Consider the following 17031-nt stretch of genomic DNA (forward strand, 5'->3'; position numbering starts at 1 on the left):
CAGCTGATCGTCAGCTCCAAACTCTCCCCAAGTCGATCCAGGCGGCTTGTTCTTCCATCTTGGCAAAGAGGGGCCGCTGCTGTGCTGGCTTGCCTGTCCATGGGCGAGGCCAGCCGTTCCCGCCGCCATGCTGGCGATAATGCTCCCCAAGAAGCTGCGCCGTCCCAGGCGCTTCTTCACCAACATCCACCATGTCTCCCCTATGGATCAAACAATGACTGTATCTATCAATTATTGTGTACACTAGTCAATGCCAAGTCCGGGGTCCTGTTGCGCAGCAGCGGAGATTGACCGGCTGTACGAGACAACGGCGGCCGCTAGGTGGACAGGAAAGCTGGATGGATGGGACGTGACCAGAGGGATCAAAGAACCGCTACTCAAACTCGGCTTCCCGATCCCAGCTGCGAGACACAGACAATTCTGCACAAAATACCTTCAGTTCCAGTCTAACAGTCTTGAAGTGTGCCCGATTCCCGGATTGAAGCTGTTGGTTGGGTCCAGGCTGCGATAGAAATCGGCGAGCGCCGGCTTGGCGCGATACAGGTGTCCCACATTGTGCTCAGCGGGATATTCGGCGCCTTGTGCATCGAGCAGCGCCCACATCCGGTGTTCCAGTGCGACCGGATCGGTGCCTTTGCGCACGATATAGTCCTGATGGAATACGTGGCAGAAAAAGTGGCCGTAGTAGAGCTTGTGGATGATTGGCTCGGCGACCTCGTCCGGCAGGATCTCGAACCAGTCTTCGGTATTGCGCGGCAACGCGATGTCGAGTGCGACGATGTCCTCGACTTCGGCCGGATGCATCTGGCGATAGCGAACCGCCGCGCCCGCAGCGGCAAAGCGATGGAGGAACGCCGCAGAGGCTTCCTGTTCGCTGCACTGGAAGAAGTCGCCTGCGTCTGACGGAAATAGGTTTTGCAGTAGGCATGCAGCTTGGTCGATGCCGGTGTCCGCCATCCTTAGGATCAGATGATGCTCGTACCGCGCACGAAACATCTTCATCCGCTTCGGCAGGTGTTCGGGTAGCAATCCGGTTAGCCGCTGCAGCCATCGATCGGTAAAGCCAGCTGTGAAGCCGAGCTTCTCAGCGACCGCATCGGTCCTGGCCTTGAGGCGATAGAGCGCCGGCAGGCGATCGGTCCCTAGCCAGCGGATCGCAAGATAGGTATCCTTGCCATAGGCTGCGGCGATATTGAAGCAGTCGCGGTGGAGATATTCGCCGGCGATCGGCAAGTGATCGAAGTTGCTGAGGATATGACGCCGCAGCTGCGTCAATTCGGCGGGCCGGTTGGTCCCGATGTAGAAGACCGCCGTCCGCTCATCGCGTGGAAAAGTGTCGAGCCGGACCGCGAACAACGCAAGTTTGCCCGCGCAGCCTGATGCCTCGAACAGACGGTCAGGGTCGGCGTTGAAGCGGGCTGGTACCGGTGACTCGATGTCCCGCACCCGGCGCTCATAGTCCTGGTCGGATGCGCAGCGAGAAAGATCATGCACAACGTCTGCCTTGGCGAACGCACCGCGCTCGATCCGGTCCAGCACGGCCTCGGGGTCGCCATCGAGCTTTATGCCGAGATGGTTGACCAGGCGCAGCCTACCGTCCGCTCCCACCTGTGCGTAGAGTGCTAGTTCAGTATAGGCCGGGCCGCGCTGGACGAGCGCGCCGCCGGAATTGTTGCAGATGCCGCCCATGACCGATGCGCCGATGCAGGACGAACCGATCACTGAATGCGGCTCCCGGCCATAGGGCCGCAGCTTCGCCTCAAGAGCGTAGAGGGTGGCGCCCGGCAGGCAGATCACCTGCCGCCCCTCGTCGATCACGTGGATAGCATCGACCGCCATCGGGCTGACGATGACAACATCGCGGTCGTAATCGTCGCCATCGGGCGTAGAGCCGCCGGTAAGGCCCGTGTTCGCGGCCTGCATGATCACGATCTTGCCGGCAGCCACGCAGGCCTGCAGAACGCGCCACAGGGCGACCAGCGAGTGCGGCTGGACCACCGCCAGGGCTGGCCCGCCGCCGCAGCGAAAACCTGTGCGGAAGCGTGCCGTACTGCGCGGATCGGTCAAGACATGAGCGCGTCCGACGATCGATACTAGCTGGGCGATGAAGCGATCGTCCGCCGTTCGACCAGACGAACTCATGCTCATTGCGTCGTCCACCCTCCGTCGACCGGTATCGCGGAGCCGGTGACATTATGCGCCTGGCGCGCGCAGAGCCAGAGCGCGAGGGCGCCGATCTCGCCGGGGTCGGCCATGCGGGCGCTCGGCTGCTTCTCCGCGAGCAGGCTGGCAATCGCCGTCGGCTCGTCGCTGCCGAGCTGACGGGCGCGCTCGGTGATCTGGGGGCCGAGGATCGGCGTATCGGTCCATCCCGGGCAGATGCAGTTGACCGTGACGCCGCCGGTCGCTGCCGAGCCCACACGCGCATATTCGAGCGCGGCGACCTTGGACAATCCAACGAGGCCGTGCTTGGCCGCGCAATAGGGGCCCTTGTTCTGCGAGCCGACCAGGCCGTGCACCGAGGCGATGTTGATGACCCGCCCATATGCGCGCTCGCCCATCTTCGGCAGCGCGCGGCGCATGGTATGGAAGGCAGCGGAAAGATTGACCGCGAGGATCGCGTCCCAGGTGGTCCGGTCGAGCTCCGCCAGGCTCGCCGTCTTCTGGATGCCCGCATTGTTGACGAGGACGTCGATCCCGCCCCAGGCCTCGGCTTCGTCCATCATCCTATCTATAGCGTCCGGATCGCGCAGATTGGCATCGAAGAAGCGGACTTCCGCCGCGCCACCCTGATCGAGCAGCCCGGTTGCATGATCGACCTGCGCCGCATCCGCCAGGCCGTGAAGGCCGATGCGCGCACCTTCGGCGGCGAAAGCCCGCGCGACGGCAAGGCCGATACCTTGCACCGAGCCCGTCACCAGGACACGGCGTCCGGCGAGTTCGCTAGATTGCATGATTGTTCTCCCGCTCGGCGGCGAGGCGTTCGCGCAGCGCGGTCTTAAGCACCTTGCCGTAATTGTTCTTGGGCAGTTCGTCGGTGAACCGGTAGGCTTTGGGCCGCTTGAATCGCGCGATCCGTTCCAGACAGTGGCGATCGAGCGCTTCGGGGCCAAGCTTTTGCCCGGAGCGCGGCACCACGAAGGCCACCACCTCCTCGCCCCACTCGGCATGCGGCCGGCCCAGCACGCAGGCCTCGGCCACATCGGGATGGCTGAGCAGGGCTTCCTCGACTTCGCGAGGATAGATGTTGGTGCCGCCCGAGATGATGACGTCCTTCGAACGGTCTTTCAGGGTCAGGAAGCCGTCCTCGTCGAGCGCGCCCATGTCGCCCGTCCAGAGCCAACCTTCGCGCAATGTGGCAGCAGTGGCTTCGGGGTTGTTCCAGTAGCCGAGCATGACGGGCGCGCCTCGAACCAGCACTTCTCCGGTTTCGCCGACCGGGCAGGGTTTGCCGTCCTTGTTTGCGATCCGAACTTCGACGCAGCTGTGCGGAACACCGACCGAACCCAAGCGCTCTCGCCAGCGGGGATAGCCGCGATCGGCGACGAGATCGCGTGAGAGCGCGGTGATCGTCATCGGGCACTCGCCTTGTCCATAGATCTGGACAAAGCGCGGGCCCATCACCGCCACCGCCTCCTCGATGTCGGCGGTATACATCGGTCCGCCGCCATAGACGATCGTGCGCAACCCCTCGCCGTCGGCTCCGATGTTTCGGGCATGGTCGACGAGCCGCTTGACCATCGTCGGCGCCGCAAAGAGCGAAACGTCGCCGAAATGGCGTCCGAGTTCGAGCAGTGCGTCGGCGTCGAATCCACCCGAGGCGGGCACGACATGGCGACAGCCGCGCAGGACGTGGACGAGCGCGTAGAGTCCTGCGCCATGCGAGAAGGGCGCGGCATAAACCGTCGTGCCGCCCGTGCCGGGATCGTCTACATCGGTGAGATAGGCGTAGGTCATGGCGTGGAGATTGCCATTCGACAGCATCACGCCCTTCGGGCGCCCGGTCGTGCCCGAGGTATAGAAGAGCCAAGCCAGATCATCCCTCGCACGTTCGACGGGCTCGGCGAGCGGTGCGTGGGATGCGAGCGTCGATAGTTCGCCGCTTCCGACCTCGACGCAGGGGCAGGACGGCCGATCGCTGCCGAACGCGCTCAGAGCCTTCGCGGCCTTGGCGTCGACAAATGCCAGCCTGGCGCCGGCATCTTCCATGATCCATGCCGCTTCGCGTTCGTGGAGCTTGGCGTTGATTGGCACGGCGACGCCGCCCGCAGCCCATATCGCGTAGAGCAGGGGGAGGTACTCGGGGTCGTTTGCGAGGAAGAGCGCGACCCGATCGCCGGGTGCGATGCCATGCTCGATCTGAAGTCCTGTCGCGATCGCGGCGGTATGCTGGCCAAGTTCGCGATAGGTCAGCAGTATCTCGGTTCCGCGGAACAGAGCGGGGGCGTCCGGCATCCGTTTTGCGGTTCGCCAGAGCCAAAGCGCAAGGTTCATCGCATTCACACCTTCAGCGGCTCGAGAATGGAGACATAGTTGGCGACAGCGCCTCCCCCCATGTTGAAGCAGAGCCCCAGTTGGGCACCGTCGACCTGCATCGCGCCGGCTTCTCCGACGAGCTGCCGTGCCGCGAGCACATGCATGGAGACGCCCGTGGCGCCGACCGGATGGCCCTTGGCCTTTAGGCCGCCCGAAAGATTTATCGGGAGGCTTCCGCCCTTGGTGGTCAGGCCTTCGCGCACGATCGCCGGACCGTCGCCAGGCTGGGCCAGCCCCATGGCCTCGACCGTGAGCAACTCGGCGATGGTGAAGCAGTCGTGCACTTCGGCGAAATCGAGATCCTCCACGCCGACCCGCGCTTGCGCATAGGCGCGTTCGAACGCGCGGCGGGGTCCTTCGAACCGCGCCAGCTCCTTGGCGGACAGCGGCAGGAGATCGCTGACCTGGACCGCAGCCCGAAATCTCACCGCCCGCCGAAAATCCGGATGAAGATTCCAGTGCGCAAGGACCACCGCCGCCGCGCCGTCGGAAACCAGCGAACAGTCCGTCTTGCGCAGGGGAGGGGCGATCAGCGGATTCTTCTCGGAAACGTTGGCGCAGAAATCGTAATCCAGCGCGCGCCGCATCTGCGCGAGCGGATTGTCCAAGGCATGGGCGTGGTTCTTGACCGCAATGCGGGCCATGGCGTCCGAAGGGTCGCCGAAGCGCTCGGCATAGGCCTTGGCGTAGCGGGCGAAGATCTCGGGGAAGGACAGACCGGCTTCTTCGGGCTGATACGCGGCGCCGCCAAGGGCGGCTGTCACGCCGGCAGCGTCGCGACCGCTCATGCGCTCGACCCCCACAACCAGCGCAATCTTCACGCGTCCGGCATCGATCGCGTTCATAGCGGCGTAGAGCGCGGCCGAGCCGGAAGCGCACGCATTCTCGCAGCGTGTCGCCGGCTTGAAGCGAAGCTCAGCGTCGGCGCCAAGGGCCATGGCGGAGCAGAAGGCATCCGGGACGAGCCCACCGTTGAAGTGACCCAACCAGACGGCGTCGACATCGCCACCCGACAGACCGGCATTAGCTAGCGCCTCTTGCGCCGCCGCGTGGATCAGCGCCTCCAGCGGGAGTGCGTCGTGACGGCCAAAGGGCGTGTGCCCCCACCCTACGATAATGGCCGCCGATGTCATCGCGCTCGTTCCGAGGATGCCCTGCTGTTGGAACCTCGCCCGGAATCCGGCGAGAGAAGGCGTGTTTGCGCATTCCTACCCGAACTTTCGAATGTCGGCACGAAACCCGTGTCCAGCGGGAAGATCGGCCGCCGCAGCCGGCGATAGGGGAGGGTGGTGAGATCCGACGCGCAAGGTCCGCGAGTCTTCACTGTGTAGGAGGCCTTTGCGATGGGCTCGTAGGCCCGGCGATGCCCCACCGCCGCCTTGATGCCGATCAGCCTGAATTGGCTAGGGTCGATGCCCTGGCTGCGCCATTGCCCCAGATCGAAGGGCGGCGTTTTGTTCGATGTGATGAGGATAGTGATGCCGCGGTGCCGGACGACTGCGCTCGGTCCCATGTCGACATGAACACCGAAGGCCCCCGCGGCATGGCTGTGGCGGTCCTCGAGCTCGAACCTGCCGTCGCTTAGCCGGAGGAATTCGACCTCCAGATGGACCGGGCCGGGATCGAGGCGGCTTCCCTTGCCGCCGAGCGCGATTGTGCGGATGTCGCCGGCAGCAGCGCCTTCCAACTGCGAGACAGCCTCGGCATCGGCAATGATGAGGCCGGCGCCTTGCACATCATGCGCGATCATCGCGCGAAGCACGTCAGTGCAGTCGCCCGGAGCGCCACCACCGATATTGTCGGCGGGTTCGACCAGCAGCGCCGGGCCCGTTTCGTCCGCCTCGACCGCTTCGAGCGCGGCATCAATATCCCATTCTCGAGGGATCCCTTCCGAGCGCAGATCCCAGGCCATCTTGGCCAGCTCAGCCAAGGAGGCTTTGGCATGTTGGGTGTCGCCATCCACAATCGCGCTGAACGAGACACCAGCATTGCAAGCGTCGGAAAATGCATATCCGCCGACGACGTTGATCGCCAGCACGCCGGGCACGTTGCTTTCGAGTTCGCGTGCCCGGTCCTCCAGCGCGCGCAACGGTAGGTCAGTCGTCGCCACCCCCGTTGGCGGCCAGATGATCGGCACCTGTGCAAGCACCGTCTTCGGCCGCTTCCCGGTCGCAAAGCAATGGCCAAGCAGCTCGGCGGCCTGAACGGCGGTCTCATGCGCATCGATATGCGGATTCTCGCGATATCCGAGGAGCCCATTAGCCAGGCAGGCCATCCGCGGCGTGATCGTCGCGTGAAAGTCAAACACGCCGAAGATCAGGAGGGTTTCCGCCCCCGGCGTCGCGCGAATACGTTGCAGTAGTTCTCCCTCAATGTCGTCTTCGAGATTGGTCGCCATGGCCCCGTGGAGCGCAAGGAAGATCGCGTCGAGCCCTTCAGCCAGGGCCTGATCAAGGATCGGCGAGAGGTCCGACCAGAATTGTTCGAAGACATCGTGGGCCACTAGGCCGGAAGGCATAGCTTCAAACGATATGGCCGGAACGACTGTCCACCCTTTTCGCTCTGCAACCGACAAAAAGCCCGCGATCTGGGAACCATCACCCGATCTCTTTAGAAGCGCGGAACCATGGTCAACACGAAAGGCCCCGATGGGAGTGACATCGTCTGTAAAGGAATGCGTCTCATGAAATAGGCTTGCCAATAATACTTTCATTCTTTGTACCACATCGTTAGGGTTTTTCGTCATAAAACTTTCGACAAGAATCAAGTAAGGCGACTCCACGTTTTGGACCTAAAGACTGAGTTGGAAGAAACCATTCGATCGTTGCTATCTTACCCATGAATTTCCGCTCCCGCGCAGCGTAAGCCTGAATCGCAATCCAGGTCCCGGTCTGACGAGAAGGAGCCTGACATCCTCGATCTATCAAGATTGTAGATAGGCCGGATGAGATGTGCCGTCTAGTGGGATAGATGTCCCACCGAATCTAAACGCCAATTGGGGTTACCCTAATCCATCGAAGTCTCCGCGTTGAAAAGGTGCATTCCCGCAGATTATGTTCGGGCCCGTCGTTCGCTGAAGTTGTTGGCCACCCATCGAAAACCCTCAAGCGCTCGGGCTGCCAAATGCATGGGGCCAGTCTAAGAATGGAGATGTCGTGCCGCCTCTCAAGAGAGGTCTCACGTTTCTGGAACCGATTCCAAGGGTTCGTAGGCGTTCAGCCACCATCTGGATGCACCACGCGCCCAGTCCCGTGATGAAGCGGATTTCCATAAATCTCACCCGTTGTCTCGGATATGTCATTTTTGCTTTGCTTAGCGTCCCGCTTAGTGATACACGCATCCCATGAATGACCATGTTGAGGGAAAGGGGGAATCGATGCGTCACTGTATGGCCGCAATCCGCCAGAGTTTGATGGCGTCCGTGGTGCTCATGGTCGTGCCTTTTTGGTCCGGCGCCGCGCATGCGCAGCAAGCTGCGGGCCAAGGTGCGCTGAATAGGAGTCCGGCTGTGGGGGCGGATGGACAAGCTCAAGCCGACGAGATTGTCGTGACTGCCCAGAAGCGCGAGCAGCGACTAATGGACGTGCCGATCAGCATAAGTGCCTATAGTCAAGAAGCGTTGGACAAGCGTGGTATCAAAGATATTTCGGACGTAGCTGCTGCAACGCCGGGTTTGAACTTTGGGAGCACGGGTGTCTACAACCGCGTGACGATCCGAGGCATCTCCACGGGTGCCCGCGGAGGCAGCCAAGGTGTTGGATCGAGCACCACGGCAATTTATGTTGACGATATTCCCATTCAGGCTCGGCCTATCGGTGGCGGGGCAGGCGTCTATACCAGTGCAACACCCAAGATTTTTGACCTTGAGCGGGTCGAGGTTCTCCGCGGACCGCAGGGCACGCTTTTTGGAGGCGGAGCTCTCGGTGGCGCAGTCCGGTTCATTACACCGGAGCCCAATCTTAAGGAGTTCACCGGATACGCCCGTGCCGAGATGTCAGACACCAGTGGCGGCGGCATCTCCAACGAAGCGGGCGTGGCTGTGGGCGGCCCGATCGTGGAGGATAAACTCGGCTTCCGCGTGAGCGGGTGGCACCGTAGAGATGGCGGCTATATCGACCACCTGAGCCTGATTCCGGGTGGCGTTCGGCAGCGCAATGCCGACAAGGCTGATTCCTACGTGGGTCGGGCGGCACTCACGTTCAAACCCTCCGAGAGCATTCGCATTACACCTTCGATCTATGCCCAGGACGTTCACTCCTACGATCTTGGCACATTCTCAGCGCTGGACTCAGATGCTGACGATGGCAAGTTCCTCGTTACAACACCGCTCCTAAGCCCGGTACGGGATAAATTCTTCATTCCCTCCCTGCGAATGCAGGCCGATTTTAGCGGCGTTACCGCTACCTCAATTACGACCTATTTCCATAGAAATCATCAAACCGATACAGATTATACATTCGTGCTGCCTTTGTCGCTCTCTGGTTCCCTCCCGACGTCGCTTGATCAATATCAGATCACTCATATCGACACCCGCCAGAGAAATTTCACGCAAGAATTAAGGCTGAGTGCTTCAGAACCTTCTGCGCGGCTTCAGTGGACGATCGGCGGCTTCTATAATCGAGCGAAGACAACGGGATTTCAGACTATAGAAAGCCCTCGCATTGGCGACTACATTCCCGGCGTAGTCCTCTTGCCCGGCGGTCTCTCTTATCGGGCTACGGCGCCAGTCACCAATACGGAGCTGGCCGGCTACGCGAATTTTGAATATCGTTTTTTCGATACGCTCTCGGTCATTGCTGGCGTCCGCGTTTCACGGCTCAAGGAAGACTTTCACATCATAACAGAAGGGCCACTTGGCGGCGGATTTGTCGAAATCAACGGTAAACAACGCGAGACTGCGGTCACTCCCAAGTTTGGGATCAATTTCAAGCCTGATCCGGACAATCTTTTTTATGTTTCTGCAGCAAAAGGATTTCGTCCCGGCGGCGTAAACAAGGCACTTCCGACGATTTCAAGCGCGTGTGCGGCCGCTACGGCCGCCTTGGGTGCCAGCAACTTGGGGGATTATCAGTCTGACTCCCTATGGAGTTACGAGGTCGGATCAAAGAACAGCTTAATGGGTGGGCGACTGAACCTCAGCTTCAGTGCCTATCACATCAAGTGGAAAAATATTCAGTCCAGTGTCAGAGTGCCGCAATGTCTCGGCGCATTTGTCGCCAATTTTGGTGACGCAAAAAGCGATGGGTTCGATTTGGCGGTCGATGCTCGGCTCACCAAAAACCTTTTGGCGGGCCTTTCGGTTGGTTATACAAGAGCCGTATACACAAATGACAACATCTCGGGTGGGAGGATTTACACGCATAGTGGCGATCAGATCGCTGATATCCCCCCTTGGAATATTGTCGCCTCACTTCAATACAATTTCGAATTGACTGAAAATGTCCAAGGATACGGTCGGATTGAGAATCGCTATCAGAGTCGAAACAAGGGCAATCTGACGCTCTTGGATCCCACAAATGCAAATTTCGATCCTGCCGTTCGCCGCAACGAATCCGTGAATCAGTTGAACCTTCGTGCCGGCGTCCTGTACGGCGGCTTGGATTTGTCGGTTTTTGTGAACAATGTCTTGAACGACCATCCCCTGTTAAATGTGTATTTCAGCCGGATCACTGCGGACTACGGTGCATCGACCATTCGTCCTCGGACACTTGGGGTTTCTGCCACCTATCGTTGGTAGCCCTCGGGCGAGGGGAATCGACTGAGCGCAGCAAGAAGAATGCTTCGACTTCAGTCAGAGAAGCAGCACGAACTGGAACCGCATAGTTAGTTGCGGTTCCGGTAATGCCTTGGGAATTCGTGGGTGTTAGACTGCGCCACGAACTTTGTAGATAAGGTAGTCAATTGGTGGACCGGCCGGACCAAAGTGTCGCCCTTGTCACGGGAGCGTCCCGTGGAATTGGCGCCGCATGCGTTCGTCGCCTCGTCGCCGACGGCCATGCGGTTGCCATTAACGCTCCGCGAGAGGCGCCAATGGTCGAACTGGCCGCGCGGCTGGCTCGAGATCTTGAGCGTGAAGGCGGTCGCGTGAAGGTGATACCGGCAGATGTGAGCGACGCACGTTCCGTCTCGTCGATGTTTGACACATGCGAAAGGGAGCTTGGCGAGGTCCGGGTCTTGGTACTTAATGCGGCGGTCCGAGTGAGACGCGCGTGGACCGAAATCGACGAATCCGATTGGGACAGGGTCAGTGCCGTCAATCTCAAGGCTGCTTTCCTGTGCTCACGAAGAGCATTTGCTAAACCAGCCAGCGCAGGCGGTGCAATAGTCACGATCAGCAGCGTTCAGGCTGTTCTAGGTGCTGCTGGGGTTTTACCCTACGCAACGACGAAAGCGGGCCTGCTCGGGTTCACCCGATCGCTCGCCCGCGAGCTCGGCCCCCGAGGAATTCGTGTGAACTGCGTCATGCCCGGTGCGATCCAGACGGAAGAGGAACTCGAGCAAGGGATCGATCAGGATGCAGTTCATGCGCAGCTTATGTCGATTCAAGCCATCCAGCGGAGGGGCGTCGCTGAAGATGTCGCGAACGTCGTCAGCTTTTTGGTTGGACCGGAAAGCTCCTTCATCACCGGACAAACTCTCTGTGTTGACGGTGGGTGGGTGATGCGATGACGCCCACTTTTGGAGAGCGCGCAGCATCAATCGAGTGCAAGTCCATTCCAAGTGACACAAGCCTGGGCCCCAGATTGGAGGACAGGGATCGGCCCTCGGCGCGATACCGCGTCGGCGACATTTTGAAGGTCATGGTTCTGGCCATTTGTGGCTATGCAACCATCCTTTCGCTGCCGGCTATTTTGGGAGCCTTGGCCCGCGCCTATGGTTTTACGGACCAGCAGATCGGCCTAATCGGTTCGGCCGAGTTGCTCGGCGTTACCGTGGGAACATTAATTATTGCAAACCAGCATGGACAGCAGATGCGCCGCTGGGTTCTTGCTGCGGCGATCCTCGTTGGTGCCGGAAATCTGCTCGCCTCGCTTCACGTGCCTTTTGCCGGTGTCGCTTTTGGCATGTGGTTGGTAGGCGTGGGGGCCGGCATCGTTGGCGGGCTCGCATACAAGGTCGGAGGGCAATCCTCAAACCCTGACCGGCTGATCGCTTGGATCAACATTTCGCAATTGGCAACCGGTGCGCTGGGCTATCAGATATTGCGTTTCGCCTTGCCGGCTTTCGGTATCGAACATGCATTGAGAGGCTATGCCGCGCTCGCCCTCATTATGATCGCGGTCGCGCTTTCAACGAAAGTCTGGCGGCCAGCACTTGGTGATCCCGAAATGCCGAGGGCGTGGTCCCTGCCTCCTCGCCCAGCACTCATCGTATTATTCGGATTTTGGTTTTACTGCTGCGGCGAAGTCGGCTTGCTGGCGTTTCTCGAACGTATCGGCGTTGCGAACGGATTCAGCGTCGACCAGTTGGGCAACGCCCTATCAAGCTTTTCATTGGCTGGAATCGGAGCAAGTCTGATCGTGACGGTCGTGCCGACTTCCTGGCCGCGCTGGATGCTGCTTCTGCCGGCGCTTGCATTTGGCGAGGCCGCCGTTCTCGGCGTCTTCCATTCCGCGACCATCACCCACTATGCGGTGAGCTGCGCTTCGCTTGCTGTCTTCTTCACCTTCACAATACCGCTCATACTGGGCGTTGTCTCACGGATCGACCCGTCTGGACGGTCGACCGCCTTGGGGTTGACCGTGGCGAGCACCGGCCAAGCGCTTGGTCCGGCCATTGCCGGCGCGCTCGTCACAGGTAAGAATTACGCTCCCGTGGGATGGTTTGCAGGTCTCTGCTACGCGCTCGCGATCGTCAGCGTATTGCTTTTCCTGTCGCGATGGAAGCGACCCTTGGGCAGTAGCCAGCAATGACAGCGCGTCACTCCACATACAACTTTACGCCAGCCAACTGGATCGACCTGTGAGCGCCAGTCTCTACGAAACGTATCAGCGATTTCTTCCCCTAATTCGTGATCCGAAGGCCGCGGACAGAGGGCAGGGGCGGACATCCCTTGTCCGCAGTCGCACAATCGGGCCCAGCCTCGGCTTGGATCAGCTCTGGTTCAAGCTCGAGCTATCGAACCCGTCGGGTTCGTACAAGGATCGCTTCGCTGGCCTTGCGCTCGCGATGGCTCGAGAAGCGGGCGCGAAAGCCTGCATCGCGACGTCCTCCGGCAATACGGGGGCTGCGGTAGCTGCATTTGCGGCCGCCTTTGGGATGCCGGCTTATCTATTCATCAATGAGCGCACGCCGACCGGGAAGCTATCCCAAATGCGCGCCTACGGTGCGCGCTTGGTGCGCGTTCGTGGCATGGGCATAGATCCGCAGGAGACCTCAGCTATCCTGCAGTCGCTCAAGCAAGAGGGCGCAGCACGAGGATTTCCCTTTCTCGTTTCTGCCTTTGCCATCTCGCCAGACGGAATGGCGGGCATAAAGACGATCGCATACGAGATCGCCGAAAGCGGCCCCGTCGGCCACATCTTCTGCCCCGTCGGCAGCGGCGGTCTCTATTGCGCGATTGCCCGCGGATTTTTGGATTTGGCATCGGAAGGTTCGCCCTTGCCGAGATTGCACCCCGTTCAGCCCGTGCTGAACGACACGATCGTGACGCCCCTCAATGAGGGGGCAGCGCATGCGCGTTGTGTCGACACGACGACCGGCATCAGTGGCCTGGCTGTGCCGTTCGACCTCGATGGAACGCTCTCGATCGAGCTGGCGAGATCAGTTGGCGGCCAAGGCGTATTGATCGATGACGAAGACGCGTTTGCGGCGCAGCACCGACTGATGAGGGAGGAGGGGATCTTGGTCGAGCCTGCGGGCGCCGTTGCGGTGGCCGGCCTGTTGCGTGCCGCAAAAGAGCGCCGGTTCACGAGTGGCGAAAAGATCGTGTGCGTTCTTACCGGCCACGGTTTCAAGGATCCAGGCTCCATTGAGGCCGCATCCAGCGGTAATGAGATCGATTTGATCGACCGGAAAGACATTGGCGGCCTGTTCTACTGATCGACCGGCCCGCGCAGCAAAGAGACGAGGAGTACTAGGTGGAAAAAGTTTTGGTAACCGGCGCGTCTGGGCGGGTTGGCGCCAATGTCGCCAAGCGCCTCGTGGCTGAAGGCGTCGCCGTACGCGCCATGGTCATGCCCGAGGATCCGCTTGCGAGGCGGCTGGAGCAAATTCCTCAGGTTGAAATCGTAAAGGCCGCGCTTACCGACTTTGACGCGATCCGGCGCGCGGTGTTCGGAGTTTCGGATATCGTCCATCTCGCCGCGCAGCTCGTTCGAGGATCCACTCCTGTCGACAAATTCTACGACATAAATGCCCTTGGAACGCTTCGTCTCCTCGAGGCAGCAGCTGAGGCGGGCGGTGTCAGGCGGTTCCTCCTGGCGAGCACCGATGGCACCTATCGGCCAGGCTGCCCGCCCGAAGTTCCGCTTACCGAAAGCTCACCGCAAGAGCCGGAAGAAGCCTACGGTACCAGCAAGCTGCTTGGAGAACTCATCCTGCGCAATGTCGGTGCGCAACATTCCATCCCTTGGGCCATAGTTCGGTTTGCCACTGTGTTGAGCCCCGAAGAAAGCACGCAATTGTTTCGCTACGGCGCCACAAGAAGCGTGCTCGATCGGGCCAAGCTGGGAACCGACACGAATATCTGGCACCTCTTTGAGAACCAACCCGACATGTCTACACTCTTGGCGGAGCAGGTGCCGGACAAAGGAAATCCGGCCGTGAGCGTTTCAGGCCCATCCGGGACCCCCTGGTCGCTGCATGTAGGGGATGTTCGTGACATCGTAGATGGAGTGCTGCTAGCCCTGCGGCATCCCGCAGCATTGGGCGAGGTCTTCAACATCGCCGGACCGGCTTCGACGCGTTATGATGAGGGTGCGCGAGTCATCTCAGCGGCATTCGGCGTGCCGATCTATAACGTGACGATGCCGACCGATTGGCGGCTGGAGGTCGATATCTCCAAAGCTCAGCGGCTGCTGGGTTTTTCGCCCCAATGGACGTTCGAGAAAATGGTGAACTCGGTGGTGGAAGGACAGGCAGACGCCGAGGTCATTTCTGCTGGCAAGCCGCATTTCTGAGTGCTCGTCGCGCGGTGGTCGATATCATGGCAGAGTCACCAACTCCCCCCAACGGGATCGTTCACAAGCCGTTGATCGGAGGCGCCACTATGATGGAATTGCAGGGCACGCGCTGCGGTCCTGTGCTTGCGCTCCTTGGCGGAGTGCATGGCGATGAGGATGAAGGTGTGCTCGCGGTTCTCCGCATCCTGCAGCTGATAGACCCATCTGAATTGGCCGGCACGGTTCGTGCTGTCGCTCCGGCAAATCCACAGGCCTGGGCCAAGTTTAGCCGGGTAAGTCCGCTTGATCAGGGCAATCTCGCGCGCTGTTTTCCCGGTGACCCTCAGGGCGATCCCACTCAGGTGCTCGCCGCTGGTATCACCGAAGCTGTAATTGAGGGCGCCGACTTCCTCATCGACCTGCACTCGGCGGGTTCCTATTACGCCATGCCGCTATTGTGCGGCTTTGTCGCGGGCGGCGCTCAGGAAACGGCCGCGCGTGACGCGGCGATCGCCTTCGGCACACCGTTCATCTGGGCTCATGAAACGGGCGCGCCCGGCCGCAGCCTCTCGGTCGCGGCTGAGCGGGGAATCCCTGCACTTTATGCGGAGTGCGGCGGGGGCGCGGAAGTCCGGGGGACCGACCTACAGGCTTATGTCGCGGGCGTATTCAATGTCATGGGGCTCTTGAAAATGCTTCCGAAAGGAAGTTCGCGCCCTCGGTCGACAGCGCCCCAGTGGGTCTTTGGCTCGGGCGACCTCGACGATGGGGCGCAAGCCGGTCAGCATGGGTTGTTCGTGACATCCGTCGCGGCCGCTGACCGCATCGCTGCGGGTGCGCAGATCGGCATTCTCTACGACTACCACGGGAACGAGCGGGCAACGTTCCGCGCTCCGCGGGAGGGCATCGTCATGTTTCTCAGGCGCAAGGCCCGTGTCCATCCCGAAGATGTTCTTTTCGTTCTTGGGCGCGTGCAAGATAGCGATCCACGGCAAGAAGAATTGACGTGATCAAACTTGCGAGTGGTCAGCTCTCCCCTGTCTGCCAGAAATTGAACGAGAGAGTACACAATGATCGAATATCCTAAGGACGCAAGCACGCCGACCAGCAACCTCCCGTTTAGTCCATGCACGCAGGTTGGAAATTTGCTCTTTGTCTCTGGTCAGGCGAGCGTAGACAGCAGCGGGACGATCGTTCCCGACACATTTGAAGGTGAGATGCGGCGCTCGCTCGAGAATTTGCGGATAGTGCTGGAGGGTGCGGGTAGCGGATTGAAACACGTCGTGAATACCCGCAATTACGTGCGCGACCCCGAAGATCTTCCAGCATTCAACAGGCTATACGCTGAATTTTTTAGCGCACCCTACCCGGCCCGTACGACGATCACGCATTGCCTGCCTGATGTGCTGCGCTTCGAAATCGAGTGTGTGGCTGTAGTCCCCGGTTCTAACAGGTAAGTCACGAAGCCCGCGGATGAACCGATACCGAGCAGAATTATTGGCGCATACCAAGGCATCGGTCGGCGAATGTCCGTTGGCCGACGGCGTTGATCATCTGATCTGGCTCGATATTCGCCAGCAGACGATCTGGCGTACCGAGTTGGGCTCTGGGCGCTCGACACGACATGATCGCCACGATCACGTAAGTGCGATCGGGCATTGCAGAAGCGGCGGCTACATCACTGCTGGGAATCGCAGTTTCGCCAGGCTGCGGTCGCTTGGGGACAGTGAAACTGTGATTACGACGGTCGGCGCCGATCCGAACATCCGCTTTAACGATGGCAAAGTCGACCCTTGGGGCAGGTTCGTCGCTGGTACTGCGGTCATTGGGAGTACCCCCGAACTTGGGGGCTTGTATATGCTCGATAATGCGGGCGGAACGGCTCGGCTGTTGTCCTGCGTGACCATCTCGAATGGGCTGGACTGGGCTCCCGATAGAAGATCGTTCTACTACGTGGACACACCAAAGCAGCGAATTGATCGCTTCAATGTCGATCCCGATACAGGCCAGCTTCTGGACCGAGAGGTCTTTGCTTCGATCGACCAACGCCTGGGCCTGCCGGACGGGCTGGCCGTGGATTCGGAAGGCTGCCTCTGGCTGGCAGTCTGGGGTAGCGGCGCGGTGATTGGATTTGACCCCGACGGGCGGGAGATCGCCCGCATCGATGTTCCGGTTTCCTGTCCCACCAGCTGCACGTTTGGCGATAGCGATGGAAAAACGCTTTTCATTACCACGGCCCGGGCATCGGACGACGATGGCTCTCCTCTCGCAGGAGCGGTCTTTGCCGTGCGGATGACTGTGAGCGGTCAGCCCGTCCGATGCTTCGGCTAATGTTTGGTCTTTGCATCCCGATAGGCGGAATCGCCGTGCAATCCGTTTTTAGTTCGTGTTA

Annotated in this window: 13 protein-coding genes; 8 read left to right on the forward strand and 5 right to left on the reverse strand. The window is 60.4% G+C overall.

The window, feature by feature from the left end:
- Positions 1 to 435: 435 nt before the first annotated feature.
- The 5 genes from dld to B5483_RS19095 are packed head-to-tail and all read right to left on the reverse strand — an operon-like array spanning position 436 to position 7303.
- Positions 436 to 2148 (reverse strand): D-lactate dehydrogenase, encoded by a 1713-nt coding sequence (dld, locus tag B5483_RS19075; protein ID WP_425435058.1) that lies wholly within the window; start codon positions 2146 to 2148, stop codon positions 436 to 438.
- The gene (locus B5483_RS19080; RefSeq protein ID WP_079731551.1) at positions 2145 to 2954 is read right to left on the reverse strand and encodes a 3-hydroxybutyrate dehydrogenase; all 810 of its coding nucleotides are present in this window, start codon (positions 2952 to 2954) and stop codon (positions 2145 to 2147) included. Before B5483_RS19080 ends, dld begins: the two co-directional genes overlap by 4 nt.
- Entirely contained in the window at positions 2944 to 4494 is a 1551-nt protein-coding gene (locus B5483_RS19085) for a class I adenylate-forming enzyme family protein (protein WP_079731552.1), read from the reverse strand. The genes B5483_RS19080 and B5483_RS19085 overlap by 11 nt, the downstream gene beginning before the upstream one ends.
- 5 nt (positions 4495 to 4499) lie before the next feature.
- Positions 4500 to 5669, reverse strand: a complete 1170-nt coding sequence (locus tag B5483_RS19090) for a thiolase domain-containing protein (protein ID WP_079731553.1) — start codon at positions 5667 to 5669, stop codon at positions 4500 to 4502.
- Complete coding sequence (locus B5483_RS19095) at positions 5666 to 7303, reverse strand: M81 family metallopeptidase (RefSeq protein ID WP_217698223.1); 1638 nt, start codon at positions 7301 to 7303, stop codon at positions 5666 to 5668. Before B5483_RS19095 ends, B5483_RS19090 begins: the two co-directional genes overlap by 4 nt.
- A gap of 576 nt (positions 7304 to 7879) precedes the next feature.
- Between B5483_RS19095 and B5483_RS19100 the strand changes: the two genes are divergently transcribed.
- The 8 genes from B5483_RS19100 to B5483_RS19140 all read left to right on the forward strand — a co-directional run bounded on the left by B5483_RS19100 (position 7880) and on the right by B5483_RS19140 (position 16970).
- A complete protein-coding gene (locus B5483_RS19100; protein WP_079731555.1) occupies positions 7880 to 10273 on the forward strand; it encodes a TonB-dependent receptor in 2394 nt (797 codons plus the stop codon).
- A 167-nt stretch (positions 10274 to 10440) separates the two neighbouring features.
- Complete coding sequence (locus B5483_RS19105; protein ID WP_176168117.1) at positions 10441 to 11205, forward strand: SDR family NAD(P)-dependent oxidoreductase; 765 nt, start codon at positions 10441 to 10443, stop codon at positions 11203 to 11205.
- A gap of 131 nt (positions 11206 to 11336) precedes the next feature.
- Complete coding sequence (locus tag B5483_RS23275; protein WP_176168118.1) at positions 11337 to 12449, forward strand: MFS transporter; 1113 nt, start codon at positions 11337 to 11339, stop codon at positions 12447 to 12449.
- A 49-nt stretch (positions 12450 to 12498) separates the two neighbouring features.
- Complete coding sequence (locus B5483_RS19120; RefSeq protein ID WP_176168119.1) at positions 12499 to 13578, forward strand: pyridoxal-phosphate dependent enzyme; 1080 nt, start codon at positions 12499 to 12501, stop codon at positions 13576 to 13578.
- A 38-nt stretch (positions 13579 to 13616) separates the two neighbouring features.
- On the forward strand, positions 13617 to 14657 hold the full coding sequence (locus B5483_RS19125; protein WP_079731560.1) for an NAD-dependent epimerase/dehydratase family protein: 1041 nt from the start codon (positions 13617 to 13619) through the stop codon (positions 14655 to 14657).
- Between the two features lie 89 nt (positions 14658 to 14746).
- Complete coding sequence (locus tag B5483_RS19130; protein WP_176168120.1) at positions 14747 to 15649, forward strand: succinylglutamate desuccinylase/aspartoacylase family protein; 903 nt, start codon at positions 14747 to 14749, stop codon at positions 15647 to 15649.
- A gap of 60 nt (positions 15650 to 15709) precedes the next feature.
- Entirely contained in the window at positions 15710 to 16096 is a 387-nt protein-coding gene (locus tag B5483_RS19135) for a RidA family protein (protein ID WP_079731562.1), read from the forward strand.
- Between the two features lie 16 nt (positions 16097 to 16112).
- Positions 16113 to 16970: an SMP-30/gluconolactonase/LRE family protein gene (locus B5483_RS19140; RefSeq protein ID WP_079731563.1), complete on the forward strand. Its 858-nt coding sequence runs from the start codon at positions 16113 to 16115 to the stop codon at positions 16968 to 16970.
- Positions 16971 to 17031 lie beyond the last annotated feature (61 nt).

The sequence above is a fragment of the Novosphingobium mathurense genome (genome assembly GCF_900168325.1).
GTDB lineage: Bacteria > Pseudomonadota > Alphaproteobacteria > Sphingomonadales > Sphingomonadaceae > Novosphingobium > Novosphingobium mathurense.